The organism is Streptomyces sp. SCA2-17 (assembly GCF_044336695.1).
Window position 1 is genome coordinate 4,080,594 of sequence record NZ_CP117521.1, and the last position, 25,936, is coordinate 4,106,529.

Annotated in this window: 40 protein-coding genes; 3 read left to right on the forward strand and 37 right to left on the reverse strand. The window is 68.5% G+C overall.

The window, feature by feature from the left end; genetic code table 11:
- Nucleotide 1: 1 nt before the first annotated feature.
- The 24 genes from PS271_RS18485 to PS271_RS18600 all read right to left on the reverse strand — a co-directional run bounded on the left by PS271_RS18485 (nt 2) and on the right by PS271_RS18600 (nt 11,370).
- On the reverse strand, nt 2-241 hold the full coding sequence (locus tag PS271_RS18485; protein WP_398383075.1) for a hypothetical protein: 240 nt from the start codon (nt 239-241) through the stop codon (nt 2-4).
- Nucleotides 242-324: 83 nt separating this feature from the next.
- Nucleotides 325-867, reverse strand: a complete 543-nt coding sequence (locus PS271_RS18490) for an NUDIX domain-containing protein (RefSeq protein WP_398383077.1) — start codon at nt 865-867, stop codon at nt 325-327.
- The gene (locus PS271_RS18495) at nt 864-1,241 is read right to left on the reverse strand and encodes a hypothetical protein (RefSeq protein ID WP_398383079.1); all 378 of its coding nucleotides are present in this window, start codon (nt 1,239-1,241) and stop codon (nt 864-866) included. The genes PS271_RS18490 and PS271_RS18495 overlap by 4 nt, the downstream gene beginning before the upstream one ends.
- A 94-nt stretch (nt 1,242-1,335) precedes the next feature.
- A complete protein-coding gene (locus PS271_RS18500) occupies nt 1,336-2,181 on the reverse strand; it encodes a helix-turn-helix domain-containing protein (RefSeq protein ID WP_398383081.1) in 846 nt (281 codons plus the stop codon).
- Nucleotides 2,182-2,209: 28 nt separating this feature from the next.
- On the reverse strand, nt 2,210-2,722 hold the full coding sequence (locus tag PS271_RS18505) for a DUF6879 family protein (RefSeq protein ID WP_398383083.1): 513 nt from the start codon (nt 2,720-2,722) through the stop codon (nt 2,210-2,212).
- Nucleotides 2,700-2,969, reverse strand: coding sequence for a hypothetical protein (locus PS271_RS18510; RefSeq protein WP_398383084.1), 270 nt, complete (start codon nt 2,967-2,969; stop codon nt 2,700-2,702). The genes PS271_RS18505 and PS271_RS18510 overlap by 23 nt, the downstream gene beginning before the upstream one ends.
- Nucleotides 2,970-3,207: 238 nt before the next feature.
- Entirely contained in the window at nt 3,208-3,591 is a 384-nt protein-coding gene (locus PS271_RS18515) for an RNA polymerase sigma factor sigma-70 region 4 domain-containing protein (RefSeq protein WP_398383086.1), read from the reverse strand.
- The gene (locus tag PS271_RS18520; protein ID WP_398383087.1) at nt 3,588-3,908 is read right to left on the reverse strand and encodes a hypothetical protein; all 321 of its coding nucleotides are present in this window, start codon (nt 3,906-3,908) and stop codon (nt 3,588-3,590) included. Before PS271_RS18520 ends, PS271_RS18515 begins: the two co-directional genes overlap by 4 nt.
- Nucleotides 3,905-5,098, reverse strand: a complete 1,194-nt coding sequence (locus PS271_RS18525; protein WP_398383088.1) for a hypothetical protein — start codon at nt 5,096-5,098, stop codon at nt 3,905-3,907. Before PS271_RS18525 ends, PS271_RS18520 begins: the two co-directional genes overlap by 4 nt.
- Nucleotides 5,099-5,105: 7 nt before the next feature.
- Nucleotides 5,106-5,306, reverse strand: coding sequence for a hypothetical protein (locus PS271_RS18530; RefSeq protein WP_398383090.1), 201 nt, complete (start codon nt 5,304-5,306; stop codon nt 5,106-5,108).
- Nucleotides 5,303-5,452, reverse strand: coding sequence for a hypothetical protein (locus PS271_RS18535; protein WP_398383091.1), 150 nt, complete (start codon nt 5,450-5,452; stop codon nt 5,303-5,305). Before PS271_RS18535 ends, PS271_RS18530 begins: the two co-directional genes overlap by 4 nt.
- Nucleotides 5,449-5,784: a hypothetical protein gene (locus tag PS271_RS18540; RefSeq protein ID WP_398383092.1), complete on the reverse strand. Its 336-nt coding sequence runs from the start codon at nt 5,782-5,784 to the stop codon at nt 5,449-5,451. The genes PS271_RS18535 and PS271_RS18540 overlap by 4 nt, the downstream gene beginning before the upstream one ends.
- Nucleotides 5,781-6,248 carry a toprim domain-containing protein gene (locus tag PS271_RS18545; protein ID WP_398383093.1) on the reverse strand — a complete coding sequence of 156 codons (468 nt, stop codon included), beginning with the start codon at nt 6,246-6,248 and terminating at the stop codon, nt 5,781-5,783. Before PS271_RS18545 ends, PS271_RS18540 begins: the two co-directional genes overlap by 4 nt.
- Nucleotides 6,249-6,282: 34 nt before the next feature.
- Entirely contained in the window at nt 6,283-6,720 is a 438-nt protein-coding gene (locus PS271_RS18550) for a CHC2 zinc finger domain-containing protein (protein ID WP_398383095.1), read from the reverse strand.
- Nucleotides 6,717-6,860: a hypothetical protein gene (locus PS271_RS18555; RefSeq protein WP_227726523.1), complete on the reverse strand. Its 144-nt coding sequence runs from the start codon at nt 6,858-6,860 to the stop codon at nt 6,717-6,719. Before PS271_RS18555 ends, PS271_RS18550 begins: the two co-directional genes overlap by 4 nt.
- Nucleotides 6,857-7,003: a hypothetical protein gene (locus PS271_RS18560; protein WP_398383096.1), complete on the reverse strand. Its 147-nt coding sequence runs from the start codon at nt 7,001-7,003 to the stop codon at nt 6,857-6,859. Before PS271_RS18560 ends, PS271_RS18555 begins: the two co-directional genes overlap by 4 nt.
- Nucleotides 7,000-7,374: a hypothetical protein gene (locus PS271_RS18565; protein WP_398383097.1), complete on the reverse strand. Its 375-nt coding sequence runs from the start codon at nt 7,372-7,374 to the stop codon at nt 7,000-7,002. Before PS271_RS18565 ends, PS271_RS18560 begins: the two co-directional genes overlap by 4 nt.
- A 59-nt stretch (nt 7,375-7,433) precedes the next feature.
- Nucleotides 7,434-8,300 carry an AAA family ATPase gene (locus tag PS271_RS18570; protein ID WP_398383098.1) on the reverse strand — a complete coding sequence of 289 codons (867 nt, stop codon included), beginning with the start codon at nt 8,298-8,300 and terminating at the stop codon, nt 7,434-7,436.
- Nucleotides 8,301-8,368: 68 nt separating this feature from the next.
- Entirely contained in the window at nt 8,369-8,806 is a 438-nt protein-coding gene (locus tag PS271_RS18575) for a hypothetical protein (RefSeq protein WP_398383099.1), read from the reverse strand.
- Between the two features lie 24 nt (nt 8,807-8,830).
- Nucleotides 8,831-8,971 (reverse strand): hypothetical protein, encoded by a 141-nt coding sequence (locus tag PS271_RS18580; RefSeq protein WP_398383100.1) that lies wholly within the window; start codon nt 8,969-8,971, stop codon nt 8,831-8,833.
- On the reverse strand, nt 8,968-9,438 hold the full coding sequence (locus tag PS271_RS18585; RefSeq protein ID WP_398383101.1) for a hypothetical protein: 471 nt from the start codon (nt 9,436-9,438) through the stop codon (nt 8,968-8,970). Before PS271_RS18585 ends, PS271_RS18580 begins: the two co-directional genes overlap by 4 nt.
- 48 nt (nt 9,439-9,486) lie before the next feature.
- Nucleotides 9,487-10,422: a hypothetical protein gene (locus tag PS271_RS18590; protein WP_398383102.1), complete on the reverse strand. Its 936-nt coding sequence runs from the start codon at nt 10,420-10,422 to the stop codon at nt 9,487-9,489.
- A gap of 2 nt (nt 10,423-10,424) precedes the next feature.
- Nucleotides 10,425-10,682 (reverse strand): hypothetical protein, encoded by a 258-nt coding sequence (locus tag PS271_RS18595; protein WP_398383103.1) that lies wholly within the window; start codon nt 10,680-10,682, stop codon nt 10,425-10,427.
- Between the two features lie 238 nt (nt 10,683-10,920).
- Nucleotides 10,921-11,370 carry a hypothetical protein gene (locus PS271_RS18600; RefSeq protein ID WP_398383104.1) on the reverse strand — a complete coding sequence of 150 codons (450 nt, stop codon included), beginning with the start codon at nt 11,368-11,370 and terminating at the stop codon, nt 10,921-10,923.
- Nucleotides 11,371-11,642: 272 nt separating this feature from the next.
- Here PS271_RS18600 and PS271_RS18605 point away from each other — a divergent pair, with 272 nt between their 5' ends.
- From PS271_RS18605 to PS271_RS18615, 3 genes are all read left to right on the forward strand, one after another.
- Nucleotides 11,643-12,527, forward strand: a complete 885-nt coding sequence (locus PS271_RS18605) for a hypothetical protein (RefSeq protein ID WP_398383105.1) — start codon at nt 11,643-11,645, stop codon at nt 12,525-12,527.
- Nucleotides 12,528-12,575: 48 nt separating this feature from the next.
- Nucleotides 12,576-13,277 (forward strand): hypothetical protein, encoded by a 702-nt coding sequence (locus tag PS271_RS18610; protein ID WP_398383107.1) that lies wholly within the window; start codon nt 12,576-12,578, stop codon nt 13,275-13,277.
- A gap of 76 nt (nt 13,278-13,353) precedes the next feature.
- Nucleotides 13,354-13,824 carry a hypothetical protein gene (locus PS271_RS18615; protein ID WP_398383109.1) on the forward strand — a complete coding sequence of 157 codons (471 nt, stop codon included), beginning with the start codon at nt 13,354-13,356 and terminating at the stop codon, nt 13,822-13,824.
- Nucleotides 13,825-13,874: 50 nt separating this feature from the next.
- Here the strand turns inward: PS271_RS18615 and PS271_RS18620 are convergent, their stop codons facing one another.
- From PS271_RS18620 to PS271_RS18680, 13 genes are all read right to left on the reverse strand, one after another.
- Nucleotides 13,875-14,102, reverse strand: a complete 228-nt coding sequence (locus tag PS271_RS18620; RefSeq protein WP_398383111.1) for a DUF7439 family protein — start codon at nt 14,100-14,102, stop codon at nt 13,875-13,877.
- Nucleotides 14,099-14,878 (reverse strand): C40 family peptidase, encoded by a 780-nt coding sequence (locus PS271_RS18625; protein ID WP_398383112.1) that lies wholly within the window; start codon nt 14,876-14,878, stop codon nt 14,099-14,101. The genes PS271_RS18620 and PS271_RS18625 overlap by 4 nt, the downstream gene beginning before the upstream one ends.
- 73 nt (nt 14,879-14,951) lie before the next feature.
- Nucleotides 14,952-15,302 carry a hypothetical protein gene (locus tag PS271_RS18630; RefSeq protein WP_398383113.1) on the reverse strand — a complete coding sequence of 117 codons (351 nt, stop codon included), beginning with the start codon at nt 15,300-15,302 and terminating at the stop codon, nt 14,952-14,954.
- On the reverse strand, nt 15,292-16,545 hold the full coding sequence (locus PS271_RS18635) for a tail fiber domain-containing protein (protein WP_398383114.1): 1,254 nt from the start codon (nt 16,543-16,545) through the stop codon (nt 15,292-15,294). Before PS271_RS18635 ends, PS271_RS18630 begins: the two co-directional genes overlap by 11 nt.
- Nucleotides 16,546-16,561: 16 nt before the next feature.
- The gene (locus tag PS271_RS18640) at nt 16,562-16,792 is read right to left on the reverse strand and encodes a hypothetical protein (RefSeq protein ID WP_398383116.1); all 231 of its coding nucleotides are present in this window, start codon (nt 16,790-16,792) and stop codon (nt 16,562-16,564) included.
- 13 nt (nt 16,793-16,805) lie between these two features.
- Nucleotides 16,806-17,903, reverse strand: coding sequence for a hypothetical protein (locus tag PS271_RS18645; protein WP_398383118.1), 1,098 nt, complete (start codon nt 17,901-17,903; stop codon nt 16,806-16,808).
- The gene (locus tag PS271_RS18650) at nt 17,903-18,208 is read right to left on the reverse strand and encodes a hypothetical protein (protein ID WP_398383119.1); all 306 of its coding nucleotides are present in this window, start codon (nt 18,206-18,208) and stop codon (nt 17,903-17,905) included. The genes PS271_RS18645 and PS271_RS18650 overlap by 1 nt, the downstream gene beginning before the upstream one ends.
- A 2-nt stretch (nt 18,209-18,210) precedes the next feature.
- Entirely contained in the window at nt 18,211-19,422 is a 1,212-nt protein-coding gene (locus PS271_RS18655) for a siphovirus ReqiPepy6 Gp37-like family protein (RefSeq protein ID WP_398383121.1), read from the reverse strand.
- Complete coding sequence (locus PS271_RS18660; RefSeq protein ID WP_398383122.1) at nt 19,423-20,268, reverse strand: phage distal tail protein; 846 nt, start codon at nt 20,266-20,268, stop codon at nt 19,423-19,425.
- 4 nt (nt 20,269-20,272) lie between these two features.
- Nucleotides 20,273-24,358 carry a phage tail protein gene (locus PS271_RS18665; RefSeq protein WP_398383123.1) on the reverse strand — a complete coding sequence of 1,362 codons (4,086 nt, stop codon included), beginning with the start codon at nt 24,356-24,358 and terminating at the stop codon, nt 20,273-20,275.
- Between the two features lie 3 nt (nt 24,359-24,361).
- Complete coding sequence (locus PS271_RS18670) at nt 24,362-24,664, reverse strand: hypothetical protein (RefSeq protein ID WP_398383124.1); 303 nt, start codon at nt 24,662-24,664, stop codon at nt 24,362-24,364.
- 65 nt (nt 24,665-24,729) lie between these two features.
- Nucleotides 24,730-25,068: a phage tail assembly protein gene (locus PS271_RS18675; RefSeq protein ID WP_398383125.1), complete on the reverse strand. Its 339-nt coding sequence runs from the start codon at nt 25,066-25,068 to the stop codon at nt 24,730-24,732.
- Nucleotides 25,069-25,169: 101 nt separating this feature from the next.
- Nucleotides 25,170-25,910, reverse strand: a complete 741-nt coding sequence (locus tag PS271_RS18680; RefSeq protein WP_398383127.1) for a phage tail tube protein — start codon at nt 25,908-25,910, stop codon at nt 25,170-25,172.
- Between the last annotated feature and the right edge of the window lie 26 nt (nt 25,911-25,936).

Genomic DNA, 25,936 nt, shown 5'->3' on the forward strand with positions numbered 1-25,936 from the left:
CTCAGTGCGGCGAAATGGGCCGACAAATGGTCTCGGGTGCGTGCATGATCAGCGGCGCGTGCCCGGCGAAGTGCAGAATGCGGCGGGGGCCGGCGGCCCTCATGTCCCGAATTCGCTGGTAGCTGCCATCGAGGAGGATGAAGTCCCCTATGCGGACATCGGTCGGCGGCTTGGTGACCTTCATCGTTCCGACCGGCGGAGGCGGCTCGGAGGGCTGCTCCTTGCTCCTGCGCTCGTACATTCAGCCCCTCCAGATTCCCAGCAGGAGGGCTCCGCCAATGGCTGCGAGGCTGAGGACGTAGGCGAGTTGCTGATTCCGGTGACTCATCGGGTTCCGATCAGAAGGCTTTCGAGGCGGCTGCGGAGCGACGTGATGCCGATCTCGGCGAGAGGCACCCAGGCCGCCGCGCCCATGTCGATCAATGAGGGAAAGACCGCGCCCGAGTGCGCTCGGAAGAGGTAGCGGAAGCCGACACGGAGGCGCGGTCCGTACGCGTGCCGCCTCGGTTCCGTCGCGTCGACCAAGAAGGGGCCTTCGTCGGCGGGCTGGGTCCACACGTCCCGGATGCCAACCTCCTCGGCCAGGAGGCGGAGGGCCGCCTCGGCGAGCGAGTTGTCCTGGTCCTCCGGCTGGGCTTCCGCGAGGGCGAAGCCCCCCTCGTGCCGCAGGCACAGGACGCGGTCCTGTTCGTCGACGACGACGGCCGCAGTCATGATGAGGGGGCAGCGCTGGTTGTGCGTGCAGGCTTGACGGCGCGAGTGGTCGAGCGCGGCGTCGTACGCCGGCATCAAGGCCATCTGGTCTTCTGGGTGTCTGTGGATGTAGCCGTTGAGCTCCCGGACGATCTGGTCCTCCCCGACGCTCACGGCGCACCCAGCCCATTGTGCTGCGTGTAGATCCACAGGAGCCGTCGAGTCAGGAGGGCGGCGTCCCGCAGGTAGAGGAACGCGCCGAAGGTCGGGGTGCTTTCGGACGGCCGGTTGCTGTAGTCGATCAGGGTGCGGCCCTGGCGGACCAGCGCCTTCACTCCCTGGTCCTCGTCCGCTCCCAGCTCCTCACGGAGCAGGAGGTTCAGGTGACCGACGATGGCCGGCGTTATGCCGTCCATGACCTCGCGAGTGGTGGTGTCCATCCGCAAGGCGAGGGCGGCTTCGGTACGCGAGGAGATTCCCTCAACGTCGATGGGGAGCTCGCCGACCGCAGCTTCCTCGGCGGTCTTGCCGGTACTTGCCAAAGTCATCACTGCCCCCTCCGGGCAAGTTTTGAGCGATGGCTATAAAACTAAGAAGGGGGTGGCAAAAGGCTCCAGGAGTGTGCCGGAACTTGCCCGACGTTCACCCCAGAGATTCGATGGCAGTGGTGATGAGTTCACGTGCTGCGGCGCCGTACACGGCAAGTTCCTTCAGCTCAGTGAACGTCTTGGCATACATGGCAAGTTCGTGCTTCTGGACAACCGTGAGGTGCGCAGACACCAGTTCGACTTTGACGGTGTGGTCGTCGAACATGAAGAAGCCCTCGACCGGCATGAGCGGACGGTCGAGGTTGCGGGGGATGATGCCGATGCTCACCCTGGGCAAGGCCATGGCGCTCAACAGGTAGCCGAGCTGACCTGCCATCACCTCCGTGCCGCCAACCCGGTGGTACAGGGCGCTCTCCTCCAGGAGGATGGCGAAGGTGCGCGGCGTGTAGACGATCTTCTGCTTCTCCAGGCGGACCTCAACAGCCGAGTCCACGTCGTCGATGAGGCCACGACGGTCACGAATGGAGGTCAGCAACGCCTTGATATATGCGCCTGTTTGGATTGGGCCAGGGATGAGCCACGGCGAGTAGAACCGGAAATGTTCTGTCCGCTCCCAAAGGGGAAGTGCGGATTCTTGAGCCCACTTCAGCCCGTGGCGCTCCATCTTGCGCCACTCGACGTACATGCCCTCGATTCCGCGGGCCGTCGTGACGAGATCCTCGGCCTCGTCTTCTGCCCCACACGCCCTGCACCAATCGCGAAGGTCGCGCTCCGAGGGGGCGCGTGCGCCGCTCTCGAAGCGCGAAGCCTTCGACTCGTGCCAGCCCAGAGTCGCGGAAAGAGCACGCTTGGTGAGTCCGGACGCTACCCGGATCTCCGCGAGTCGTTTCCCGAGCGCCTTGCGGGCTTCCTGGGCGCTCGAAGATGCCGGCGGTTCCATTTGAGGGTTACGGTCCTATGCGAAGGGCTCAGTACGCTTCGAACTCTGCGTGCGGCGTCGCCCTGAGCCAGACGGCCTCGAACGCGGCCCCACAGAGCTTCGCGATCTCCGGGTCTTCTGTGATCTCGGGCTCCGTGGGCTCACCTTCCCCGTCGAAGTGGTTCAGGTACAGCAGCCGGGAGTCGAAGAGCCAGAAGTCGTTGCCCGGAAGGAGCAGATCCGAAGCGTCTCGCCGAGGAAGCCATCGCACCTGCTCACCCGCCGCGATGTTCAGCCCATCGGTGACGCTGTGCTCGAAGCGGATGTATTCGCTGACGGGCATCGACACGATGCGAGCCCGGCGAACCTCGACACCTCGCGAGGCCGCCTCCGAGACAATGCCGTGCCAAGCCGCCCAGCGCTCGGCCGGGTTGATCGGCTTGCCGGCCTTCCAGTCGACGAAGGCGGAGTCCGTCTTGCTGTAGGCGTCGCGGGCTTCCAGGTGTACGGCCGTCCGCTGGCAGTTGCGGAACAGCTCCTTAAACGTCGGGGGACTCGACAACCTTCTCCACCTCCGGCTCGGCGTCCTTGGCGGCGGCCTCCCTGTCCTCTGCCAGGAAGAACTGCACCATGTAGCGGGGGATCTCAACCGCCCCTTCGTGCGCGGGGAGGTTCAACTGATTGAGCCGCTCCTCGTCCAGAACCTTGTACCCCTGGACGAGGTACCTGTCCGCCTCCTCGTCCACGTAGATGGTGGGCGAGTTGCCGTCAGGGCTGTTCGGGTCCTTACCGAGCATGCGCAGGGCCATGATGTCCTCCTCCGTCGCCGGTGATAACTCCCGTGCCAGAGCTTGCCCGGGAGTTCGCTGGAGAGCGAGGACCTTGCCCGAACTTGCCAGGTGCCGGGGAAGTTGACCTTACGTGGGGCGGGAGCGCTGCGACCAGTGGTTCAGTCGCAGCGCTCTGGTGATGGCTGGATTCAATCGCCGCCCGCGGCCCACCTTCGGCCTCACTGCCTGACGATCACACCTTCGGGTAGCGCCTTGTTCAGGCTGCTTCCCCAATCTGGTCGTACCCGTCCACGTACTCGGCGCCGTTCAGGTGGGCGGCGAGCTTCCCAACGCCCCGCTCGAGCCGGTACCGCACCGCCCGGTCCGTGACCCCGTCGCGGGCCGCGATCAGATCATCCGGCCAGTCGAGGGCGTATCGCAGGAACAGGGCTCGGCGTTCGCCGAGGGACAGCTCGCACGTCTTCCACGCCTGGCGGATGTCGGCGAGGTGGGCGAAGAGGGTGCCCGCGGCCTTCTTGTCGACGGCGCCCTTGGGCATGTCCGAGTCCGGCGCAGTTGGGTTCCTGATCCCGTACGCAGCCTCCACGTCCCAGACGGCCGGCATGAGGTGTTCCACCAGCCGCCTGTCGTAGCCGCTCACACGCGCCCCGTCTCGGCGGCGTCGCAGGCCGCCTCGTAGGAGGTGTGCCGGGCGCGGTGCCGGGCCTGCGTCTTGACGAGGTCCGTGAGGTCGAGGACGAGCCGGTGGTACAGGACGCCGAGGCCGAGCTCGGGGTCGGCGAGGCACTCGCGCACCATGCCGGCCTTCGTCGCCAGGATGAGCAGGGCCTCCTGGAATGCGTCGTCGTACTCCATCGTGAGCCGGTCCTCGTAGCCGTCCGCGATGCGCCGTGCAGCCCGGCCCGCGAGGGCCGTCACGTCGGGGGTGAGGACGGACCAGTCCGCGGCTTCGCTCACCGGACCACTTCCTTCACCGGGACCTCGCCGTCCTTGGTGACCATGACCATCAGGCCCGGAGCGCCTCGGGTGCCGGTACGGTGCCGCCACCACGTCGACTCGGACTCCATGGCCGGGATCTGCACGAACGTCCTGGGCCCGTCGGTGTCGACGTGCTCGTGGTGGAGGTGGCCGGCCAGCAGAACGTCGGCCTGGTGCATGGCCGAGGTCTTGTCGAAACTCTGCCCCTTCCACCATTCGAAGTGCTTTCCGCTGCGCCACTGATGGCCGTGCGCGTGCGCGATGACGGTGCCGGAGCATTCGACGACCACGGTCAGCTCGTCCGAGTCGGGGACGAACACCTCGACGTGCGCGTACTCCTCGCCCGCCAGGCTGAGGGCCTCGGCGACCGAGATCAGGGCGTCGGTGTCGTGACTGTCGTCGTAGCGGGTGACGCCCCGGCCGTTCGGGCGGACGGCTTCGCCGTGGTTGCCGGGGACAGCGACGACCGTCAGCCGGGAGGCGAGCGGGGCGAGCTTCAGCACGGCGTGCGCCATCAGGCGCCGGGTCAGCCGGATCTGCTCCGTGAGCGTGAGCTGTGTCCTCCAGGTGTTCGCTCCGCCCTGGGAGACGAAACCCTCGACATGATCACCCAACCAAGCCAGGTGAACGTGGTCGATGTCGAAGCGCAGGCGGTACTCCGACAGCAGGTCGGCGGCCTTGTCGATGCAGTCCATCGCCCGGCGGAGCGTGCCCTCGGGGCCGTCGCCGTCGAGCTTGCCGAGCTGCATGTCACCAAGGGCGACCACGTAGGTCCACTCGCCCTTGGTGTCCAGTGCGGTGCGGACGGGCGGGGTGTGCTGGTCGAAGACGGCCAGCAGCTCGTCGACGCTGGGCCGCTCGGCAGGCTGGCCCTTGCGGCGGCTGAAGGAGAAGCGGGCGGAGACGCCCGGCTCGCCGGACGCCATGGTCCACTCGCTCGACCGGAAGCCCGTGACCTCCCACTCGGCGGGGTCGAGACGGTGGGCCCGCAGGACATCGGCCGCCGAGGAGTCCGGGTCCATCTCGGCCGGGCCGCGCACGGTGACCTCGGCCGCGTCGCCGGAGACCTCGATCTGCCGCGTGTAGTCGCGTTCCGGGTCGGCCTGGCGGGTGGGTATGGGCGGTGGGGTGGGCGTGGCCAGCAGGTCGGCCAGCAGGGTTTCAGTCACAGGTTAACTAAGCCTCCAAAAGGGAACGCCGGTACGTGCGGATGGTGGACGCGCTGACGGTGTGGCCGTGCTTGCGCAGGACCAGGGCGAGCCGCTCGGCCGAGGAGCCGTCCAGGAGCCGGATCATCACCGTCTCGCGCTCGCTGGGCTCCAACTCGTCGTAGATGCGCTGAAGGGTCGGGCCGGGGTTGCCGGGAAGGTCGGTCACTGCCCACCCTCTTCCGCCCACTCGCGCAGCAGTCGCGCAGCCTCGCCGAGCCCGAGCGGGACGTAGAAGTCGGCGCCCAACGGGTCCTTGAGTTCGTGCTTGAGCAGCCGCTCGGCGGCCTCGTGCAGCACTTCCGCCTCCGTCACGCCGCCTCCCGGTCGATGGACTCCACCGCGGCCACGGCGAGGGCTGCCAGCCGGACGAGCCCGCCGCGCACGTGCTTGGGGTCCTGCTCGGCCAGGGCGCCGAAGGTGCCCGCGAGGAGGGTGGAGTCCCAGCCCGGCACGCCGTCCAAGTCCCGGCTGATGTCGATCGAGCGCCAGCGGTTCGCCTCGCGCTGGTGATGGTCGCGGCCCTTGTGCGGATGCCGGCCACCGGCCACGGGCACCAGGCGCTCGTCGATGGTCTTCCGGGCAGCGCGGACCTCAGAGAGGATCGCGGTCACGGATGCCGGCCGCTTCGTCTTGGGCTCGGTCACTTCTCGTCCTCCTTGGTCAGGTCGAGGAGGGCAGCCGCGCCCCCCTGCATGTAGGTCTCGGTCACGTCACCGAGCCGCAGCCTCATGCCCCGGGCGGAGCGGGGCAGGGAGCGGCAGACCTTCGCGGTGAAGTCGGACCCGGCGTCGTCGGGGTCGCCCCACACGCGGACGCGGTTGAACCCGGCGAGCATCCGGCGATGCCGGCCGAGCCACAGGGCGGCGCCGGGGATGGCGACCGCGTGGAGGCCGAGCTTGCGCAGGATGATGCGGTCGAGCTCGCCCTCGGTGACGTCGATGGTGTCCCCGGCCGTGTGCACCGAGTCGACGCCGTACATGCGCGGCGGGTCGTCCTTGAGGGTGTTGTACTTGCCGTGGAAATGGGCCCGGTGGTCGTGCTCTTCCAGGCAGCGGAACCGGATCGTGAGCGGCTGCCCATTGCGGTCGAGGTAGGGGATGGCGAGCATTCCGCGGAATCGCTCGTGGCCGGGGAAGGCGTCGTTACCGACGACGCCAAGCCGGTACGTACCCGCCTCCGCCTTTCCGATCCCTCGGTTCAGCAGATACCTTGCGGCGTCCGCCGTAAGAGCTGCCTGATAGGTGCTCGTCGCCTCCTCCAGCATCGCTCGTTGCGAGGCCGAGAGAGGCTGCAAGAGACTTGGCTCCGACAAAAGCTATCTCGTTCCTGTTGACGGTCGTCTCGTAGTGGATGATGAATTCGTAGCTGTCGCCGCCCCGTTGGCAGGAGTGGCACTTCCACACCTGCCGGTCGAGGTTGTAGGAGAAGCTCGGGGTCCGGTCCTCGTGCAGGGGGCAGGGAGCCATGCCGATGGCCCGCTCGGGGTTGTAGTCGAGGTCGTAGTGCCCGAAGACCGCCTCCAGCGTGGGCTTCTCCTCGCGGCCGTCGTCGCGGCCTCGGTCGATGCGCTGGAATCTCACGGCAGCATCCACCTGTCCAGGTCGCCCATGGGCACCTCGTAGAACTCCTCGATCTCCATCAGGAGGGGGGCGTCGAATTCGCAGTCGCCCAGGCAGTCGAGGAACGCCTCGAACCCGAGCACTTCCTCGGCCGGGATCACGCGATGCGCTCCCCCCGGAAGAAGCAGCCGCTCGTGTCGAAGCCGAGCTCGGTAAGGCCCTGCGGCTCGGTGAATTCGGCGAAAAGGTCGCCGAGCTCCTTCGCCAGGCGCACCAGCTCGGCTTCCTCCTCGTACGTAATCACTCGGGGTCCAGGTCGAAATACTCCTCGACCGTGGTGAGCACGAACGCCTTCCGCCAGGACTTCCCGCGCCGCTTGACCACCACCACCGAGTCCACGAGGGCCGGGTCAAGGGTGCGGTGCTTGGCGAAGTTCTCCCGCTCGCGCATCGCCTCGTCCAGGAAAGGGCCGGGCTCGAACTTCGCGTTCTTGGCCTCGATCACCAGGAAGCGGCCGTCGGCCTCCCGGATGACCATGTCGCCCTCGTCCTCGGTGCCGGCCAGGCGGAGGCTCTCCACGTCCTCACCGATCGCCCGCAGACCCTCGCGCAGCTCCGTCTCCCACTGCGCGCCCTTGCGCTTGTTCGCCCGGTTGCGCGTCGCTATCTCAGTCACAGGTTCACACTTCTCCTCGGAAAAACGCCCGCTACGGCGGGCTGATTAAGGTTAACAGACTAGGCGGCGTTCAGGATCTTCGTCGGCGACCAGGGCTGGGTCGGCGAGGCGAGCGGGATGCGCGTCTCCAGCTTGGAGAACCGCGTCACCTCCGGGTGGCACCGCATCGACGCGTACCGCTTCCCGGTCGGGTCGCACGCGCCCATGCGCTGCTTGATCACCGCGACCCGGTACTCGTACGAGGTCGGGTCCAGCGCCACCGACAACGACAGCTCCGGCTTCTCCGACAGCCCGCCCTTGACTTGATCACGGGACGGCGGCGCCCACGGATCGCTCTTGGCCTCCCAGGACTTGTCCGAGGCGTGGTGCAGGACGATCACCGTCGCGCCGGTCGCGCGGGCCAGCTCGGTGAGGTTGCTCATCACCGACATCTGCTCCGTGTAGTCACTCTCTGCCGAGTCGAAGTCCATCAAGTTGTCGAACACGAAGACCTGCGGGAACGCGTCCCACAGCTCGATGAACGCCTCCAGTTCCTCGTCGACTGCCTTCCATGTGATCGGGCTGCCGAAGGCGAAGGTGATGTTCGAGCCCGCGAGCGCGGACAGGTACTCCTGGCGGTGTCGGCCACCGGCCGCCATGCCGGCCTCGACCATCTCCGTGGTGTCGCCGGTCGCCATCGACGCCAGGCGCGAGGACGCGGTGAAGGCCGACATGTCCGCGCTGAAGTACAAGGTGGGCAGGTTCATCTGCGCCACCCAGTACAGGGCGAAGCCCGACTTCTGCGTGCCCGAACGGCCCGCGATCATCACGACTTCGCCGTGCCGGGGGCGGCATCCGAGCGCGTAGAGCGCCTCGAATGCCTCGACGCGCGGCAGTTCCTTGCCGGACTCGGCATGGAGGGCGAGCGACCTTGCGGGGGTGAGCAAACCGGGGCTCTCCTCTCAGGGGTGGGGCAGGGGGCCGGCCCGCAGACCGGCCCCCGCGTCTGGCTGTGTCAGTCGAAGTCGGGCGCGTCCGCGACGGCCTGGGCCACCGCGGCTTCGCGCTTGGTGGCGTAGTCGATGACGGCCTGGCGGACAGAGGCGTCCGAGACCGGCCTCCACACCCACGCGGGATGGCCGCCCGGTCGCTTCGCGGGCACCTGGGCCAGGGTGACGATGGTCGCGCTGCCGACGACGGTCTCAAGGTCGCGGGCGAGGAGCGTCTGCTCGACTCGCGTGCCCTTGTTGATCTCGGGGTTGAGGGCGTCGAGCTGCTCGCGGGACTTGAAGACGGAGATGTCGCACAACGCCGAGTCCTTGGGGCCGTTCGGGGTGGGGCGCTGCCGGTCGAAGGAGTTGACCTCGATGAGGATGGCGATGGCGTCGAGGTTCTCCTTGGGCTTGAACCAGCCGCCGCCCTGGGTGGGGATTTCCTTGAAGTTGAGGGTCACTAAGTCTTGTCTCCTGGTGTTCGGTTACTCGTTGATGCAGCGGGCCGGTACGTCGCCCGCCTTGGCGAAGGTCCACAGCCCGCAGGGGGCTGCAACCCAGGTCCAGATGGAGGCCGCGAGCAGGGCCGCGGCGACGGTCACGGCGAGGACGGGACGGGCCCTCATGCGGCCTTCAGCTCTCGCCCCTTGGCCTTGTAGGCGGCCATGACGGACTGGTCGGAGAAGAAGGGCTGGTTGGCGGCCCATAGCCGCTGGAGGCCCTCGATGCTGGTCTGCTTGGCGATCTCGCCGAGAATCCAGCCGTTCGGCTCCTCCTTGGCCTCCGGCTGCCGGGCTTCCTGGGCCTGCGCCCACGGGTCCGATTCGCCGCCCTGTGCGGGCGTCGCCTGCTCGGGGATGATCCGGCCGCCGAGGAGGCCGGCGATGTTGCCGGTACCGTGCGCGATGCTGGTCGCTTCCACCACCAGCTCGCTCAACGACAGGTTAGTTACAGGTTCACTATCGAAGCCGAAGTAATCGACGATCTGGGCGCGGACGACCTCCGAGGGGCCTCGGAAGACCGCCCAGGTGTCCTTATAGCCCTCGCCGTACTTGATGGTCACGCTGATGCCGTGCTCGTGCGACTGACTCACTCCGTCGTCTCTCTCGGGGCTTGATTAAGGTTAACAGCTCTGGCCGGTTTAAGCGGCCTGCGCGTGCGTGATGCGGGTCACCCAGGGCCGCATGGCGTCGCGGACGCCGCGCATCTGCCGGATGTCGCGGGCGAGCTTGGCGGCCCGCCAGCCGGTCTCGAGGTTCACCCAGTACAGGGCGCATTCGCCCGAACCTGCGGGCAGGTGGATGATGATGCCCCACTCCTGCGAGACCTCGGGCAGCGGGGCGTACGCCTTCGCCGCCTCCTCGGCCGGCACGGCAGTCTTCTTCCAGGCGGCCAGGGCCTTCTTGTCGGAGGCGTCCACGGGGAAGCGGCTGTAGTCGTAGAACTCACCGTGCGCGTACACCGCGAGCTGCGAGGCCATCTTCAGGGCGCCGTACTGGACGCTGCCGGTCTTCAGGTCGCCGATGAACAGGCCCTCGATCGGCTCGCCGTTGGGGCCGGGGCCGCTGTAGGACAGCAGGCGGTCGAAGGTGCCGCCGACGCCGAGCTCGGGGACGACGACGAACTGCTCGACGGCCTTGATGTCGAAGTCCACGGTCTGGGCCATGTAGGCGGACATGTCCCGCAGGTCGGCTCGCGAGGCGGTGGCCGGCAGGGCCTCGCCGCGGTCGGCGTACTCGGACAAGGTGTGCAGGTGCGTGCCCCGCTCGCGCTTGGAGTGGGCACCGGACAACTCCACCGCGCGGTCCGCGAGCGCGTTGAGCTGGCGCTTGTCGTCGGCGTTCTCGGGGTCCAGGGCGCGGGCCGCGTCCAGGAGGGACGGCTGCCGGGCGGCGCCGACCAGCGTCATGCGCCTGCCCCATGCGCTCAGCGCCGACTTGTCCTCGATGGCGTCGATGAACGTGGTGGTCCGGGTCAGAGGCCGGGGTCTGCCGCCCTCCTTCGGGATGACCAGCGGGCGGCCCCAGCCATCGCGGGGAACGCCCGGAGCGGGCGTGGGTATCTCAACGAATCGCACAGCTAAGCGGCCCCTTCAAAGTCGTCGAACCGGGCGAGCTCCATCCGGATGCGCCCGTCGTCAAGGAAGAACGGTTCACCTTCGTCCTCGTCCAGCGGTTCAAGACCCATGGCCCGTATCGCGTCGAGAGCTGAGCGCACCGTATTCGGTCTCACGTCCTGATCGAGGGTCATGTGGTACTCCCACTCCTCGTCGTTGACGTACAGCGCGACACCCTCGGCGACGCGCATGGTGTCCCCCCGGGACACAGTTGCGCTCATCAGGTAACGGTTCCTTCTGTTTAACCTGTGACTAGCTCAGTTCTATGTCTCGGTAAAACCTGTGTCAACCCGAGCGAGATGCCGGGCCTGTGATCCCCCACACGCCCCCTGAGCTGCCCCCTAGGGGGTTACTAAACAGTAAGCGGAATGTGGAGTTCCTGTATACGCCCTGAGAATGAGAAGCCCCCGCCGGTGATCCGACGGGGGGAGGATACGAACAGGCGTTCGAGGGTGAGGCTCAGTCCAGGGGCTTACGCCCGGTCGCCTTCACTGGCGGGTGGATCAGCTCGTGGTCACCGTCCGAGCGCGGGATGAGGAACCAGCCGTCCTTGGTCTCCGGGTCGTAGTGCACGACGAGGTCCTCCGCCTTCAGCTCCGCCTTCCACGAGGCCAGACGCTTCTCGTCCGCCTTGGTCAGCGTCTCGCCGGCCAGCCTGCGGGCCTCGGCGCGGAGCATCATCACCGGATAGTCGTAGCGATGCTGCTCCTCGACCTTCCACGGGATGAGGTCCGCGTTACGGACGTTGCGCCGGGGCAGCTTCTTGCGACGACGGAAGGTTGACCACATGGCCTTCGTGGTCGTCTCGTTGTAGTGCTTCTTGTAGTAGTCGATCATGAACTCGTAGGTCTTGCCCTCGCGGAACCACTTGATGACCTCGTCCTCGTCGCGGATCTTCTTGGCGCCCATCGTCCTCCTTCCGTCTCACGTTCACTCATGCTTGAGGATGATCACTGCATTGCCATAGTTGCGTAAGGTTCACTTGGCTGTCAAACTGTGACCCGCCAAGATCGTCGGCGCTGGAACGCCGACGGCACATACAAGAGGGCCTCGACCTGCGCTGGAACGCAGACCGAGGCCGAGCCCGGCTGGCGCTGGAACCGCTGACCGGGCATGACACCAGGAGATGAGACCTCCCAGTGCGTATTCAGCGTACCCCTCGGCGTGCAAACTTCACGATCGTGGGCAATGACGTGCTCCGCAACCGCGAGCTGTCCTTCACCGCCCGGGGCATCCTCGGCTACCTCCTCAGCCTCCCCGACGGCGCCGACGAAGACGTGCGCAAGCTCGCCGACAAGAACCCGCGGATCGGCCGCAAAGGCATCCGCGACGCGGTGGACGAGCTCATAGCCAAGCGGTACTACTTCCGCCACACCTACCGCGACGAGCGGGGCCGGGTCCGCACGGACACCTACGTCTTCGACACCCCGCAGGAGACCTTCTCTCCGCTTCCCCCTGTGCCGGGAACCGGCCCCGCGACGCCCGGAGCTGCGGGAAGGCTCCCTTCGGTCGTTAAGGATCTTGTCTCTAAGAACGAGACCAAGGCCCCTCCCACCTCCCCTGACACCGACGCCACCCCGGCGAACGAAGGGGAGGGCGACAACGAGCACACGACCGAGGCCGCGCGATTGCTGGCCCGCCTCGGTGCGATCGACACCCGCCTGAAGCTCTCCGCCCGCCAGGCCGCAGCCCTCGCCCCCCTTGCTGCCGAGTGGCTGCGTCGCGGAGCGACCGTCGCCGAGCTGACCGACGCCATGGTGCAGGGCCTCCCGCCGCGCGTGTACTCCGCCGCGAAGCTCATCGGTGACCGCCTCCAGCGCAAGATGCCCGCCCCCCGGCGCCAGTGGAAGACCTACGCCGACTGCGCCTCGGACGGCTGCGGCCGACTCCTGCCCGCAGGCCAGGGCTCCGGCATCTGCGCCGTGTGCGCTGGCATCGCTCCCTCGCCGCTGTTCGCCGAGCTCGCCCGCGGAGCCGAGACCGAGCACGACTTCCTGGGCCACGTCACCGGCGCTGGGGCGGAGCTGATCGCCTCCATCCGCGCCCGCAAGGCCGCCCGCGCCTGACCGGCGCCCTCGCATACCTTCCTCACCGCACCACTCGATAGGACACCCATGCCCAGCTCCCGCCTGCCCTGGTACGCCTACGTCCTCGGCGGCCTGGTCCTCGCCGTCGCCCTGGCGATGTCCGCCCCTGGCGAGTACCAGCTCGCCCGCACCGCCGGATGGGGCGAGATCGTCGCGGCCGGAATGCCGGTCTGCATGTCCGTCTACACCGCCTTCGCCGTCTGGTTCGTCGAGACCAGGCGCAAGGGCGAGAAGGGCCGGGGCACGGCCATCGTCGGGGCCATCTGCGCCCTGGCCATGACCCTCTCGGGTCAGGTCGTCGCCCACTGGATAGCCGCCGGATACATGCAGTCCTCCATGGCGCTGACCGCCGCCGTCTCCTCGGTGCCGGCCATCGTCGTCGGACACGTCGCCCACATGATCATCCGAGCCGCCCGCCGGGAAGCCGCCGCCGAGCCGGTCACCGCGCACGTGGACCAGGAGAACGAGATGCCGACCGAGCCGGAGCAGGGCGAGCCCCAGCAGGAGGCCCTCGACATCGAGGTGCCGGTCGACGAGGTGGCCCAGGCCCGCGAGCGACGCCGCCCCGGCCGCCCCGGTCCCAGCCTGGAGGAGCTGAAGGCCGCCGCGAACGCGATCAAGGCCGAAGGAAAGAAGGTCACCGGTCCCGCCCTTGCCAAGGCCATGGGCCGTGACCGCCGTCAGGGCTCGCGCTACCTCGCCCGGCTCAACGAGGCCCCGACCGGCTGAACCAGACCCCGCCATTCCCCGCCGTACGGGACAATCACCGAGACGAACGTCCCGTACGGCGAGGAGACACGAAGAAGTGGAAGTACAGGTCACCATGCTCGTCTGCGACGAATGCGAACGACGGGACGTCCCCGCCCGGAAGTACATGCTCGCCGTGGAGGGCGGCGAGCCGATCCGCAAGGATCTGTGCCTCGACGACGCGGCCCCCCTGCTCAAGCTGTTCTACCCCGGCGCGTCCCTCGCGTCCCTCGCCGAGGAAGAGGCTGCCGCCACCGAGCCCACGCCGCCCGCCGAAGAGGCCCCCGAGGAGACTGCGCCTCCGGCGGCCCCGAAGGCGGCTCCCGCCAGGAAGGCCGCCCCCGCGAAGAAGACGGTCGCCAAGAAGGCAACGGCCGCGAAGAAGGCGACGGCGAAGAAGACGACGGCCAAGAAGGCCGCGGCCAAGAAGACGACTGGCCGTGGGCGACTCGGGGCTCGCAGGATGACCCTGGAGGAGATCGAGGCTGAGAAGGCCGGCAGTGCCAGCAAGGACGCATCCGGCTCCTGAAACGCAGCGAAGCCCCCCGCCGACCACACGGGCCAGCGGGGGGCTTGGGATTACTGCGGCTCCTCCGGCGAGTCGTCCTCGCTCGGGGCGACCACACCGAGCGCGGTGAGGATCTGCACGATGACGGCCACCTCCGGTGAGTCGGCGTAGACGATCGACGCGATGGAGACCACCACACCGAGCGCGGCGAGGAACGCGCCGACGCGGGAGCGGTAGCGGACGGGCAGCAGGGCGACGAGGCTGATCGGCTTGAAGCCGGGCGTCTTCATCTTGCTCATCGGCGGCCCGCCAGCTTCTGAAGGGCGAGGAATCCGGACGGCCCGATCTTCGGGTCGTGGGCCACGCCCGCCGAGCGGTACCGCGGATTGGCGTCGTGGAAGCGACCCACCGCCCGCTGCGTCTCCGGGCCGTACAGGTCGGTGACCGCGCCCGGGATGGGCCCGTACCCGGCCTTGATCAGGAGCTGCTGAAGCTCGCGCACCTGGGCGTGCCGCGCGCCCGGCTTCACACCTGCGGCCAGAGCGGTGATCTGCGAGGCGGGCTGGGCGGGCGCCTTGTCCTTCCACGCCGGGTCGGCCGACTCGATGCCCTCGCTGAACGCGGGGTACCCGTACCCGTACACGTAGGCGTCCCGGCGGTTGCGGGTCTTGAGATAGACGCCGTCGCCCTCGGCCGAGCCGTCCGCGTTGCTGTTGCCTTCCACGCAAGTGATCGTGTCGGCGTCGAAGGACACGACCAGGCCGGTGTGCGTGCCGCCGCCGGAGCCGTAGAAGACCTGGGCGCCCACGGCCGGGTACTCGCTGAATCGCTTGCGGGCCTTGAACCACGCCACGCCGTCGAGGCAGGAGGCGGTGCGCGGGTAGATGGAGGCGAGTCCGGCCTTCATGGCGCACCAGGAGACGAAGGTGGCGCACCACGCCATCCGGTCGGACCACTCAAGGCCCGGGGTCTCGTCGCTGAACTTCTGGTCGTTGTTCCAGTGACCGCCGGAGCGGCCCTCGTGGTAGCCGACCTGATCCTTAGCGATCTTGATTATGTTCTGGGCGTCGCCCATATATAGGGGTCTCCTTCGGGACATGCGAAAGGCCCCGTCCGTCGGGGACAGGGCCTTGGTGGGGGGAGGGGACTTATGGGGTGGGGACAGAAGTGGTGATGTGCGAGTCGAGCCGCTCGGCGACTGCGAGACGTTCTGTCCGCTCGTGGGCCAGCTCCGAGCGCAGGGACGAGATGTCCCGGGTGTGCTGGGCCTGGCCGTCGAGGACGCGATCGAGGCCGTGGATGACCCGGTCGAGGTCATCGCGGAGATTCGTCGCGTGATCGTTGGAGACCTGGTCCCGGGCCTCCTGGGTGTGCTCGCGCACCTCGGCCAGCGCGGCGCCCTGGCGGCGCACGAGTTCGACGAGGACTCCGACGAGGGCCACGGTGACGGCCCCGCCGGCAGAGACGAAAGCGACCTGCACCGAGGGCTCAAGAGGCACGGGCGAGCTCCTCGACGAGGGCCTCCAGCCGCTCGATGCGCGCGGCCTGCTGCTTGGCGACTGCCACCAGCCCCACGCCGAGGAGGTCATAACGCAGGCCGTCGACCTCGCCGTCCAGGTAGTTCACGAGCCAGGGGAGGGACTTCTCGACCTCTTCCGCGATGAGGCCCACCTCGTTCTTGCGAGGTTCGGGCGTCTCCTCGGACGCCTTGCGGTCGTAGATGACGGGACGCAATGCGAGCACGTCCTCGGGACGGATCTCGAAGTCCCGCACGTTCTCCTTGAACCGGATGCTGGAGGTGTTGCGACAGAACCGGCCGTCGCCCTCGACCCACACCGCGTACCAGGTCCCCGAGCCGGAAGCGCTGTTGTTGTGCGGCTGCTTCGAGCCGTTGGCCCACGCGATCGTGTCCCCGGCCTCCAGATACGACCCGTGCGAGTGGCCGGACGGCGGAAACGTGGACGGCTTGTCGGAGATGCTCCCCCACGTGTGCGAATGGGAGGACGGGGGATACGTCGAAGGCGTCCCGGTGATGTCGGTCCAGGCATGCTTGTGCGCGGTCGGGGGCAGCGATGCCGGCCGACCAGTGATCTCGGACCAGTCATGCGCGTGGGCGGACGGCGTGAACGTGCTCGGCTTGCCGGTCAGGCTGGACCAGGAGACGGAGGAGACCAGCGGATTCCAGGCCGAGCCGTCCCAGAACTCGAAAGCGTCAGCGTCGTAGTTGTATCCGAGCTTGCCCAGGCGCGGGGTGGCGGGGCGAGTCGCGTCGATCCAGGCGCCGACCGAGTTGCCGACGAAGGAGCGCTCCTTGTTCACCGAGGCCGAGGTGATCGCGGTGATGTTCGCGCCGACGGTGATGGTCGCGAGCGGCAGCTCGTAGATGCCCGTGTCGGTCTGCGTGAGGGTGGGGACGCTGCCGCCCGCAGCACCCTGCAGAACGGCCAGAGTGATCTGGTTCACAGCCGGATCGAGTCGCAGTACGACTCGGTCGTACCGCGCGGACGTGCCGGCCGCCGCAATCGAGAGCGTCTCCACTGCGGTGGAGAGCACGGCGTGCCCCCGCACCACAGCGAAGCCGGGCTGGACCTTGACGGACATGGCCGTGCCGTCGGCGCTGACGCTGAACGAGCTGGACCCGGCCGACGCGGCGACTCCGGAGTCCGCGGCCTCGCGGAAAAGCTGGCTGAACTGGCTCTCGGTGACGGCCTGGCCGTCGAAGGGGTAGGACGTGATCGCCACGTAGGGCGAGCTCCTTTCAAAGGGTGCGGTCCTCGGCGACGCGCAGAGTGGGGAACATCGACTCCAGGTCGGCCGGAAGGGCGCCGCGGATTGCGGTGATGGCGGCCTGGAGGATGGCCTCGCGCTCCTGCGGGGTCAGATCCGGGTAGGAGGCGAACGGCTCGCCGATGGCGACTTCCACCTGGCCGTAGACCTTCTGGTATTCGCCGGTCCGGTGGAACGGGACGCTGGCGGAGATGGCTTTCACGAAGGGCCTTTCGTCACGCGAGGGCCGCCCAGAACCTGTTGGCCCCGTTGAGCATGGAAGCGACGGCAATGGAGGTCGGGGCGGTCGTGCCCCCGGAGGCGTAGTAGCCGAACCTCTTCAGCGAGTTGAGGCCGAAGAAGTTCGGCGGGGCGCCCGCGCTCGACTCGGCCGCGAGGAGCATGGGGCCATCGCCCGTCGTCGTGTTGTATTGCATCCGCCAGGCGACGTAATACGTCCCGGCGGCCAGCGTGACGGCAGAGGTCAGGGGCGAGCTGATGGCCGCGCCGCCCCCGGTGTGCACCTCCGCCGGTTCGTACGTCGCCGTCGACATGTCCCCCGTCGTCCCGACGCGATTGCCGCTCGCGTCGTAGATCGCCGCCCACGAGCCGGAGGTCAGGCCGCCCGCGTAGCCGGTGGCGTGCCACACGATCCGGCTCACCTGCGCGGACTGGCGCAGCCGTACGGCCGTGACGCGGATCGGCCCGGAGCCGGGATAGAGCCCCGTCGAGTTGGCCACCGCCGGGTCGAAGGCCCACGCAACGAGCCCGTGGTCGTCGGGCCCCCACACGTTCGGCAGGGTCTCGGGGAGCTGGGCGGCCGGCACGCGGCCGGAGGAGTCCAGCGTCGCGACGCCGCTCGCCGCGCCCCGCGTGGAGACCTTGACGTACGTCGTGCCGAGGTCGGGAAGGTTCGCGGTGGGCACGTTGCCGAACGAGTTGAGCGGGGCCACGCCGTTCGCGGCGCCCTTCTCGGCCGCATCCACGGCGCCGACGTTGGCCGCGGTGAGCGTGATGGAGGCGGCGCTGATGCCGCACACGGACTGGACGACACCCGCCGCACCTGTCGGGCCCTGCGGCCCAGTTGCCCCCTGGGGCCCGGTGGCCCCGGTAGCTCCGGTGTCGCCCTTGAGTCCTTGCGGTCCCGTGGGCCCGGCCGGGCCGGTGTCGCCCCTGGGGCCCTGCGGTCCCGTGGGGCCGGTCGGCCCGGTTGCTCCGGTGTCGCCCTTCGCCCCCGGCGGGCCGGTGTCGCCCTTCGGGCCCTGGGCGCCGGGCGCTCCGGTGGGGCCGACGACGCCCTTGTCCTGGGGGGCGGGCCAGACGGCGAGGCTCATCAGACCACCTCCACGCCGCTGATGTGCGTGTGTGCCTGTGTGCCGGTGCCCTGGACTTCGATGGTGTCCCCGGAGGTCAGTACCTGCCGGATGTCGAGAGTGAGGACGCCGCTGGGGGCGATGCCGACACCGGACAGGAGCGACACACCGCCGAGGCGGACGGTGACGCTCGCGGCCGTACTGGAGGACGGGTTGGTGGCGACGATGTTGGTGACGACCGCGACGCCGGAGGCCGGCACGGTGTAGACGGTGGTCAGGCCGGTCGGCAGGGCCGCCCGGAAGAAGGCTTTGGGCGTGTGCGCCACTGCTAGAAAACTCCCATCAGACTCATGACTTGACCGGCGGGATCGGCCCCGCCCTCAGCAGTGCGCTCCAGCGCGGAAACGCGGCGCTCGGTGCTCTGCGAACGCTGGGCGGACGCCGCCCTCGGGTCGAAACCCGCCGGGTCGCCGAGCACTGCTCCAACCTGGAAGCCCTGTTCGCCCGCCTTGAGGATCAGGCCGGTGACGGGGGCCGTTAGCTCCTGGCCGCCCGCGACGACGCACACCCGGTCACCGAGGCCCCAGTCGACGCCGAGCTCCATGGATGAGTCCTCGACGGGCACGGCCTGGACGGCTGTCTTGGTGAAGCCCTCGTCGGCCAGCAGCTCGTCGCCCGCCTGCTTGAGCTCGGCGGCGTCGTTGGTGTTGCGCTGGTCGACGAACTTCTCGATGCGCCGTCCCCAGTCGCCTTCGGCCTCCACGGAGGCGGCGTTGTCGACGGGGAGAAACGTGCGGGCTTCCTGCTCGCCTTGGCCCGCGACGATGACGCGGGTCGCGCCTGGGGTGGAGAGCGAGACGCGCTGTCCGGCGAGCGTGCCGGCCAGTACGTCGAGCCGGACCTCGCGCGAGCGGTCGGCGACCTGGGTCGTTTCGAAGGCGAGCTGGTTGCCGCGCTGCACGATCCGGAAGCCCAGGTCGGCCACGGCCGCGATGCCGGTCAGCAGCTCGCCCAGGGTGGGGAAGCGGGCGGACTTGGAGATGACCGGCCCTCGGGCGCCATTCGGGCCCATGACCAGCCCCGCGCGGCGCCGCGCCGCAGGAGCGCCGGGCCCGCAGTTGGCGTTGACGTACGCGTGCATCAGGGACTCGGCGGGGCCAGTGCGCTCGTCGTGCCCGGTCTTCTGCGTGGTCACGTCGGGGTTCGACGGCTCGGGCCAGGCCAGCATGTCGAGGAGGATCACCGAATCCGAGACGCCCTCGAACACGATGCTGCCGAAGCGGTCCTCCGGGCTGGCCGCGTACTCGGAGCTGGTGACCGGCCCGGACATCAGCACATCCCCCGGGCCAGTGATGATCAGCCCGGCGCCGGGCAGGCGCAGCGTGTCGGCGAGCGGGTGCTCGCTGGGCAACGTCGCCTTCCAGGAGCCGACGTTGTTGAACTTGTCCTCCAGCTCCAGCGAGAGATCCTCGGGCCGGATCAGCCCGACTCGCCTCAGCGCGCGGTCCCGCACTTCGACGGTGAGATCCGTGAGCTTCAATCAGATCACCATCCATCGGCGCGGTCGCCAGGAGCAGACGATCCGGGAAGCCGCGGTGGTGTCCAGGAGGCGGACGGTCGCAGTCGACACACCCGGAGGCACGGTCCAGAACCGAGGCGCCGTGTCGAGCAAGCTGTAACGATTCGCCCCCTTGCCGTCCTTCACGGTGCCGTTGCGGGTGTCCACGATCAGCTTCTCCGTGGACGACAGGGAGCCGGTCCAGCGCAGCGTCTCGCCAGTCGGCGAGGTCACGGTGAGATCGCGGCCGGGCCCGTACACCTCCCACACGGGGTAGGCCGGCACGTCGCCGGTGTTGTCGAGCTGGATCTCGCCGATGGCCTGCGACGCCGCGAGGGGCATCGACACCAGGGACGACAGGAACGGCGTCGTGCCGGGGTCGCCCCCGACCCGCTGCGTCGAGACGGTGCTCGCCGTGAAGTACGGGTCGGGGGCGCGGAACGAGATCGTGGTCTGCACGTCGTTCGTCGAGGCGAGTTCGATCTCGCCGCCACCCGTGCGGTAGACGGGGGTCGACCAGCGCACCCCGTCGTCGTCGACCAGGACGAGCGAGCACTCCTGCGCGAGGGCCCGCGCCAGGCGCGAGATCAGCGAGCGCAGGTGTGCCCGGTTCCGGCCGACGATGTCGAGGGGCATGTCGATCTCGCGGGACAGAACTCGTTGTCCACGGAAGCGGGAGCCGTCCCCGGCTCCCTCCAGCCAGCTTGCGTTCACGGACGGCAGGCCGAAGCCGGTTGCCCCGGCCGTGGCCTGGTATCCGAATCCGTCGGCTGCCACCCCGTTGAGGTTGAGCGCATCACGCTCGGTCTCCAACAGGAGTGCAGTCACTCACTCACCACCCCACCATTCGTGCGCGGTGGGTCGCTGCGAACAGCTCCTCCTGGGAGCTGAGCGAACTGCCCGCCGCTGCGTAGTAGTTGAGAACCTTCGTCACCCCGCCGCTTCCGGCAGGGCCGAGACCGCTCGTGACGGCGGCCGACGCCGACCGGGCGGCGCTGGCGTAGTCGGTGGCGCTGGGCCGGGCGGTGATCGCGTCGACCGCCTTCGCGACCCGGCCGGCCTCGCCCTCGATGCCCTTGGCGAAGCCCTGGCCGACGAAGCCGCCGAGCTGGGCGAAGACCCTGCTGGGCGAGTGGATGCCGAGGGCTTTCTTGATCGCGGCCACCATGCCGTCGGCGATCTTGAGCATCTGCTTCTCGATCGCCTTCTGGTTGGCCTCCAGGCCCTTGACGATGCCCTCGGCCACGGCGATGCCGTTGGCGTACATGGCGTCCGAGGCGGTCTTCCCGGCCTGGCCCGCGTACGTGGCCAGCTCGTCCTGGAGCTTGTTGATCTGGTCGATGCCGTCCTTGCCGGCCGCCGCGATCGACTCGGCCGCAGCCAGCCCCGCGTCCGGACCCGCGCTTGCGATCTGGTCGATCGCCGTCTGGGAGAGCCCCTTGGCCTTCAGCACCGCGAGCGCCTTGGCGAAGCGGCGTGCCTGATCGACGGCCTGCTTGAGGTCGGTGACGATCCCGGTGAAGGAGGAGTCCTTCGCCTTCGTCACGTCGCCCGTGGCGATGATCCGCTCCGCCACCCGGCCCGCGTAGTCCTTGGCCTGCTCGCGCAGCTTGTCGAGCTTGTCGCGGGCCGCCTCCAGCCGCTTCGACCCCGCGTCCCAGGACGCTGCGAGCTTCAGGAGCTGGGTGCGGTCCCGGTTGATCCGGTCCTTCAGGCCCTGGGACGCGTTCTTCGGGATCTTCGCCGTGAGGTCGGTCAGTGACCGCTTGACGTTGTCGTACTCCGACTCAAGGCCCTTGATCAGGCCCTTGATGATCAGCTTCCCGGCGTCGTACAGCAGGACGGCGTCCTTGGGCGCCGGTCCCTTCCAATCCGTGAGCTTGCTGGTCAGCTCGCCGAGCTTGTCCTTGACCGCGCCGAACATCGACTTGATGCCGTTGATGAGGCCGCGGATCAGTGACTTACCGGCGTCCACCAGCGTGGAGCCGAGGTTGCTCAGGGCGTCCCGGGCCTTGCCGGGCAGCTCCTTGACGAAGCCGATCGTCTCGGTGATGCCGGTCGAGATGGCGCGGCCGAGAGCGGACATCGCCCGAGAGGCCACGTCCTTGATCGCCGACCATCCCGCCGAGAACAGGCTGCTGAGACCGGACATCATCGAGCGGCCCAGCCCGGCGAGGAAGGAACCGAAGGAGCTGAAGCCCGACCTGATGGCGTTCCACGCCGCCTCGCCGAATCCCTTGACGGCCTGCCAGCCGGACTTGAACGCGGCACCGATGGCCTTCAAGCCCTTGCCGGCCGCGCCGAGGATGCCGATGCTCAGGAACGTCTCGAAGGCGCCGAGGATCGTGTCCCAGATGCCCTTGACGAAGCTCCAGATGCCGGACCAGAACTGCGACCAGCCCTCCTTCAGCGTGCTGAAGTTGCCGGTGAACAGTCCCTCGATCAGGCCCCAGGCGATCTTCAGGACGCCGACGATGGTGTCCCAGACGCCCGTGACGATCTCGACGAGGCCCTCGAAGACGAGCGCGACACCGTTGACCGCGTCGACCAGGGTGTTGGCCAGCAGCTCGACGATGAACTGGATGACCGGCACCAGGACGGGCATCAAGATGTTGACGACCTTGAGCAGGGCGTCGAACACCGGCTGGAGCGCTTCGAGCAGGCGCTGAATCGCGTCAGCCAGTGGCGGAAGAACCGCCTGGATGACCTCGCTCAGCATCGGCAGGAGCGGCTGGATGACCGCCGTGATGATCTGGAGCGCGGTGGCGATGATCGGCTGGAGCGCCGTGAGCACCTGCTGAAGGGCCGCCGACAGTACCGGCAGGATCGGCGCCAGCGCGGACGCCAGAGTCGAGACCAGCGGCGCGAGCGCGGTGAAGATCTGCGCGAAGAGCTGCGCGATGATCGGCAGGATCGGGGCCAGCGCGCTCACGAGCTGCGCGATGACCGGCGCGAGCGCCGTGATGATCTGGCCGAACGCCTGCGCGATGGTCGGCAGGATGCCGCTCAGCGACTGAAAGGCGCCGCTCAGCGCCTGGCCGATCACGGGGACGAGCTGCGTCAGGACGGGCGCGATGGCCTGGATCGCCTGAGTCAGCGCGCCGCCGAGGAGCTGGATGATCGGCGTGATCGACGGCGCGAGCGCGGTGAACGCGTTCGCCAGTGGGACGAGGGCGGCTGCGATGAGCGGGCCGAGCATCGCGGCGAAGGCGCCGACCACCGTCATGAGCGCGCCGAGCGCCTGGCCGAGGGGGGCCATCGCCGGGGCAAGGGTCTGAACGGCCGTCTGGATGCCGTTGAACATCGACTTGACGCCGTCGATCACGGCGGGCTGCGCCAGTGCCGAGGCGACCGCGTCCAGGGCGGTGCCGATGATCTCGCCGACCTGCGGCAAAAGCTCTGCGAAGAGCTGGCCGAGCTCGGTGAAGAAACGTTTCACCGCCGGGCCGGACTGGGTGGCGATGGCGTTCATCGCCGTGTGGGCGCCGGTGAAGACGTTGATCAGGCCGGTCTGGAAGCCCTCGCTGTCCACGGTCTTGTGGATCTGTTCGAGGGTGTCGGCCATCATCCCCAGCGAGGAGCCGCCCGCCTGCTCGGCCGCACGGGAGATACCGGCGAAGATGCCGCCCAGGTTGTAGATGACCGAGCCCAGATCCTTGAAGTTCTGGATGCCCTTGTCGATCCACCCCTTGAGGCGGCCGTCCGCGGAAGCCTGCCCGAGGAAGGCGTTGAACCGCGCGGACAGGTTCACGAACCACTGCGCGAGCTGCGGCAGGTACTGCGAGCCGGTCAGGCCGAGCGAGGTGATGATCCCGGCGAAGTCCTTGGTGCCGCCCGTGGCGATGGCGATCGACCGGCTCAGGTTGGCGAACATGGGGTCGAGCGCCGTCTTGAACGGCTTGTTCAGCTCGGTCGCCAGCGAGCCCCAGAACTTGCCGACCTGGGATGCGGAGTCGGCCAGGTGCGGCAGGAAGGTCATCGCCAGGTCGCGGATGGGCTGCGCGGCCTGCTGCCAGAAGTCGGCGCTGACCTGCTTGTGCATCTTGCTGAACTCGGCGGAGACGTCCGGCAGGACCTTCTTCATGTCTTTGAAGGCCATGACCGTGATGCCGAGGCCGATGCCGATGCCCGTGAACAGCGCGGGCATCGCCGCAGCCGCGAGGCCGATCTGTGCCAGCGACGAGGACAGGGCGGCCAGATTCGAGGCCGCCGACAGGCCCCACCCGGCAAGGCCGGCAACCGCCAGCGCCAGGGAGCCGATGACCGGAACGGACTTGTCGAGGTTTCGGATCATGTTGCCGAGATCCTCGAAGACGTTGCTGAGCACGCGGGCGCCCGACAGGGCGGCGAGCGCGGTGCCGACCTTGGCCACGGCTGCGTTGTCCAGCTCGGGGACGATCGGCACCGTACGCGGACGGGTCAGCACCTGGAGCCGGGCGGACATCGCCGCCCCGGCGCCGTTGGCGATGTCCAGCTCGACCTTGATCTTCAGCGGGCTGAGGTCGTCGGCCCAGTCCTTGAGCTTGTGCTTGACGCGCTCGGCGGAGTCCTGGTCGAGCTCCAGCTCGACCTTGCCCGTGGCCTTCAGGTCGTCGACCTTGAAGTCGACCTTCTGGGCGTTGGCGCGCTGCTGGAGCTCACGGGCGGCGTTGCGGACGGCGGTGGCCATGCCGTCCGTCGAGATGGTCGTGTAGAAGCGGATCTTGCGAGCGTCGCTCTGCTTGTTCCGCTTGTTGATCTTCCGGAGCTCCTCGACGAACTCGCGCGAGGCACCGCTCATGTCGATCGTCGTCGACACCTGGAGCTTGTCGAGCTGCTGCTCGATGCGGTCGAGCTGCCGCTCCGCATCCCGCCGGAAGTCCTTGGTATCGGGGGAGACCTTGATGGAGACACGGCCGATGATCTGGCCCGCTGACAAGGGCTACCTCCGAGAGAAGTGCTGGTAGAGCTCGGCCACCGTGGCGGGCCGCTTGCCGGCCGTCTTCGCCTTGGCCTGCGGGCGGGGGAACGGCGGGATCTTCGGGGCCTTGCCCTTGCCCCACTGGCCCGTGGCCCGCGTGTTGCTGTTGATCGCATCGAAGAGATCGGCCGCCAGGTGCCGGTCCCGGCCCCAGCCGAAGTGCTCCCGGCCGCCCGACGCGAGGGCGACGGTCAAGGAGGTGTCGGGCAGCCTCTGCACGAGCGCGAGGACGAGCGCGGGCGAGGGCCCGCGGCCTGCGATCACGTCGGCGAGATCAACGCCGTAGTAAAAGAGCAGGTCCGCGTACAGGCCCTCGCCGTACTGGTCGATCAGGCGGCAGAGGCCGAGGCTTCCCCCGCCTGAGTGCCCCGGCCGTACCGGTCGAAGATCTCGGCCAGCACGGCGAGATCACCAGCGACGGCCGTCAGCAGCTTGTCGGCCGCCTTCGGGTGTTCGGCCACCAGCCGGATCGCCTCGGAGAGCAGCTCCTCCTGGTCGGCGTCGTCGCCGCCCATGCTGTCCTGGAGCTGCGAGAGCTTGGTGCGCGTCGCCTTCGGCAGGCGCAGAGGGTTGAGCAGGCGGATCGTTTCGTCGCCCAGCTCGATGTCGGTCGAGCCGTACCGGGCCTCGGCTGCGGCGCGGATGTCGTCGAGGGAGAAAGAAGCCATGGGGGTGCGGACCTCCGTTGTGTGGGTGGAAGAAGGCGGACCAGGGGAGAAGGCCCGGCGCGAGCGGGTCCGCGCACTCGCGCCGGGACGAAAAGGGGAGGTCAGGCGGCCGTGCCGGCGACCCACTTGGAGCCGTCCCAGAACGCCTTCGAGGAGTCGCCGAGGCCCACGTACTGGCCGGTCGTCCACTTCGCGGTGGGCGTGGCGATCACCGAGCCGAGCGCGGCGAGGTCGGCGGGGGCGACGGCGCCCGTCGGGGTGAAGGAGCCCGGCGTGCCGGCCGAAGCGCCCGTGGCGACAGTGCCGCCGAGCGGAGTCACGGCGTAGGTCCACGTGTTGTTGCCGAACACCATGGGCTTGACGCCCAGAGGGAGGCCCGCGAGCGATTCGGTGTCGCCGATCGCCATATCGTCGGCTCGGTAGATCTCCGCCTTCGGGGCGTAGACGGCGAAGTGCGATTCACCATCGATGAAAATCGCGAGGAATGCGGCCTGAGTCGGCTGCGGGTCGGCCGGCACACCAACCGAACCGTCGGGAAGAAGCGGCGCGTTCGCGCCGAAGTACAGCCGCAGTGCAGCCGTATCGAACTGGTTCAGGGTGAAGGTGATGGACTCCGTCCGCGCCGAATACTTGGTGCGAAGGCTCTTGTTCTGAAGCGTGCCGATCGTGGTCGCCTCGCCGCCCTCGGAGGTAATGCCGAAGACATCCTCAAGCGAGGTGTGGCCAACGTTCTGCCAGGGGGAGACGGGCACGAGAAGGTCGTCGGGCATGGCGGTGCCGACCGGGGCGGTCAGGTAATTGCCATTGCCAACGACGAGGGTTGCGTTGTCGTTGAGCGCCAAAGAGGAACGGTTCTCCTAATTCGCGC

What these genes read in the sequence shown, in the direction of transcription:
- PS271_RS18485 (WP_398383075.1), bottom strand. Translation starts at nt 241, where the DNA reads ATGTACGAGCGCAGGAGCAAGGAGCAGCCCTCCGAGCCGCCTCCGCCG.
- PS271_RS18495 (WP_398383079.1), bottom strand. Translation starts at nt 1,241, where the DNA reads ATGACTTTGGCAAGTACCGGCAAGACCGCCGAGGAAGCTGCGGTCGGC.
- PS271_RS18500 (WP_398383081.1), bottom strand. Translation starts at nt 2,181, where the DNA reads ATGGAACCGCCGGCATCTTCGAGCGCCCAGGAAGCCCGCAAGGCGCTC.
- PS271_RS18510 (WP_398383084.1), bottom strand. Translation starts at nt 2,969, where the DNA reads ATGGCCCTGCGCATGCTCGGTAAGGACCCGAACAGCCCTGACGGCAAC.
- PS271_RS18545 (WP_398383093.1), bottom strand. Translation starts at nt 6,248, where the DNA reads ATGCTCGCCATCCCCTACCTCGACCGCAATGGGCAGCCGCTCACGATC.
- PS271_RS18580 (WP_398383100.1), bottom strand. Translation starts at nt 8,971, where the DNA reads ATGAGGGCCCGTCCCGTCCTCGCCGTGACCGTCGCCGCGGCCCTGCTC.
- PS271_RS18595 (WP_398383103.1), bottom strand. Translation starts at nt 10,682, where the DNA reads ATGAGCGCAACTGTGTCCCGGGGGGACACCATGCGCGTCGCCGAGGGT.
- PS271_RS18600 (WP_398383104.1), bottom strand. Translation starts at nt 11,370, where the DNA reads ATGGGCGCCAAGAAGATCCGCGACGAGGACGAGGTCATCAAGTGGTTC.
- PS271_RS18610 (WP_398383107.1), top strand. Translation starts at nt 12,576, where the DNA reads ATGCCCAGCTCCCGCCTGCCCTGGTACGCCTACGTCCTCGGCGGCCTG.
- PS271_RS18620 (WP_398383111.1), bottom strand. Translation starts at nt 14,102, where the DNA reads ATGAGCAAGATGAAGACGCCCGGCTTCAAGCCGATCAGCCTCGTCGCC.
- PS271_RS18625 (WP_398383112.1), bottom strand. Translation starts at nt 14,878, where the DNA reads ATGGGCGACGCCCAGAACATAATCAAGATCGCTAAGGATCAGGTCGGC.
- PS271_RS18645 (WP_398383118.1), bottom strand. Translation starts at nt 17,903, where the DNA reads ATGAGCCTCGCCGTCTGGCCCGCCCCCCAGGACAAGGGCGTCGTCGGC.
- PS271_RS18675 (WP_398383125.1), bottom strand. Translation starts at nt 25,068, where the DNA reads ATGGCTTCTTTCTCCCTCGACGACATCCGCGCCGCAGCCGAGGCCCGG.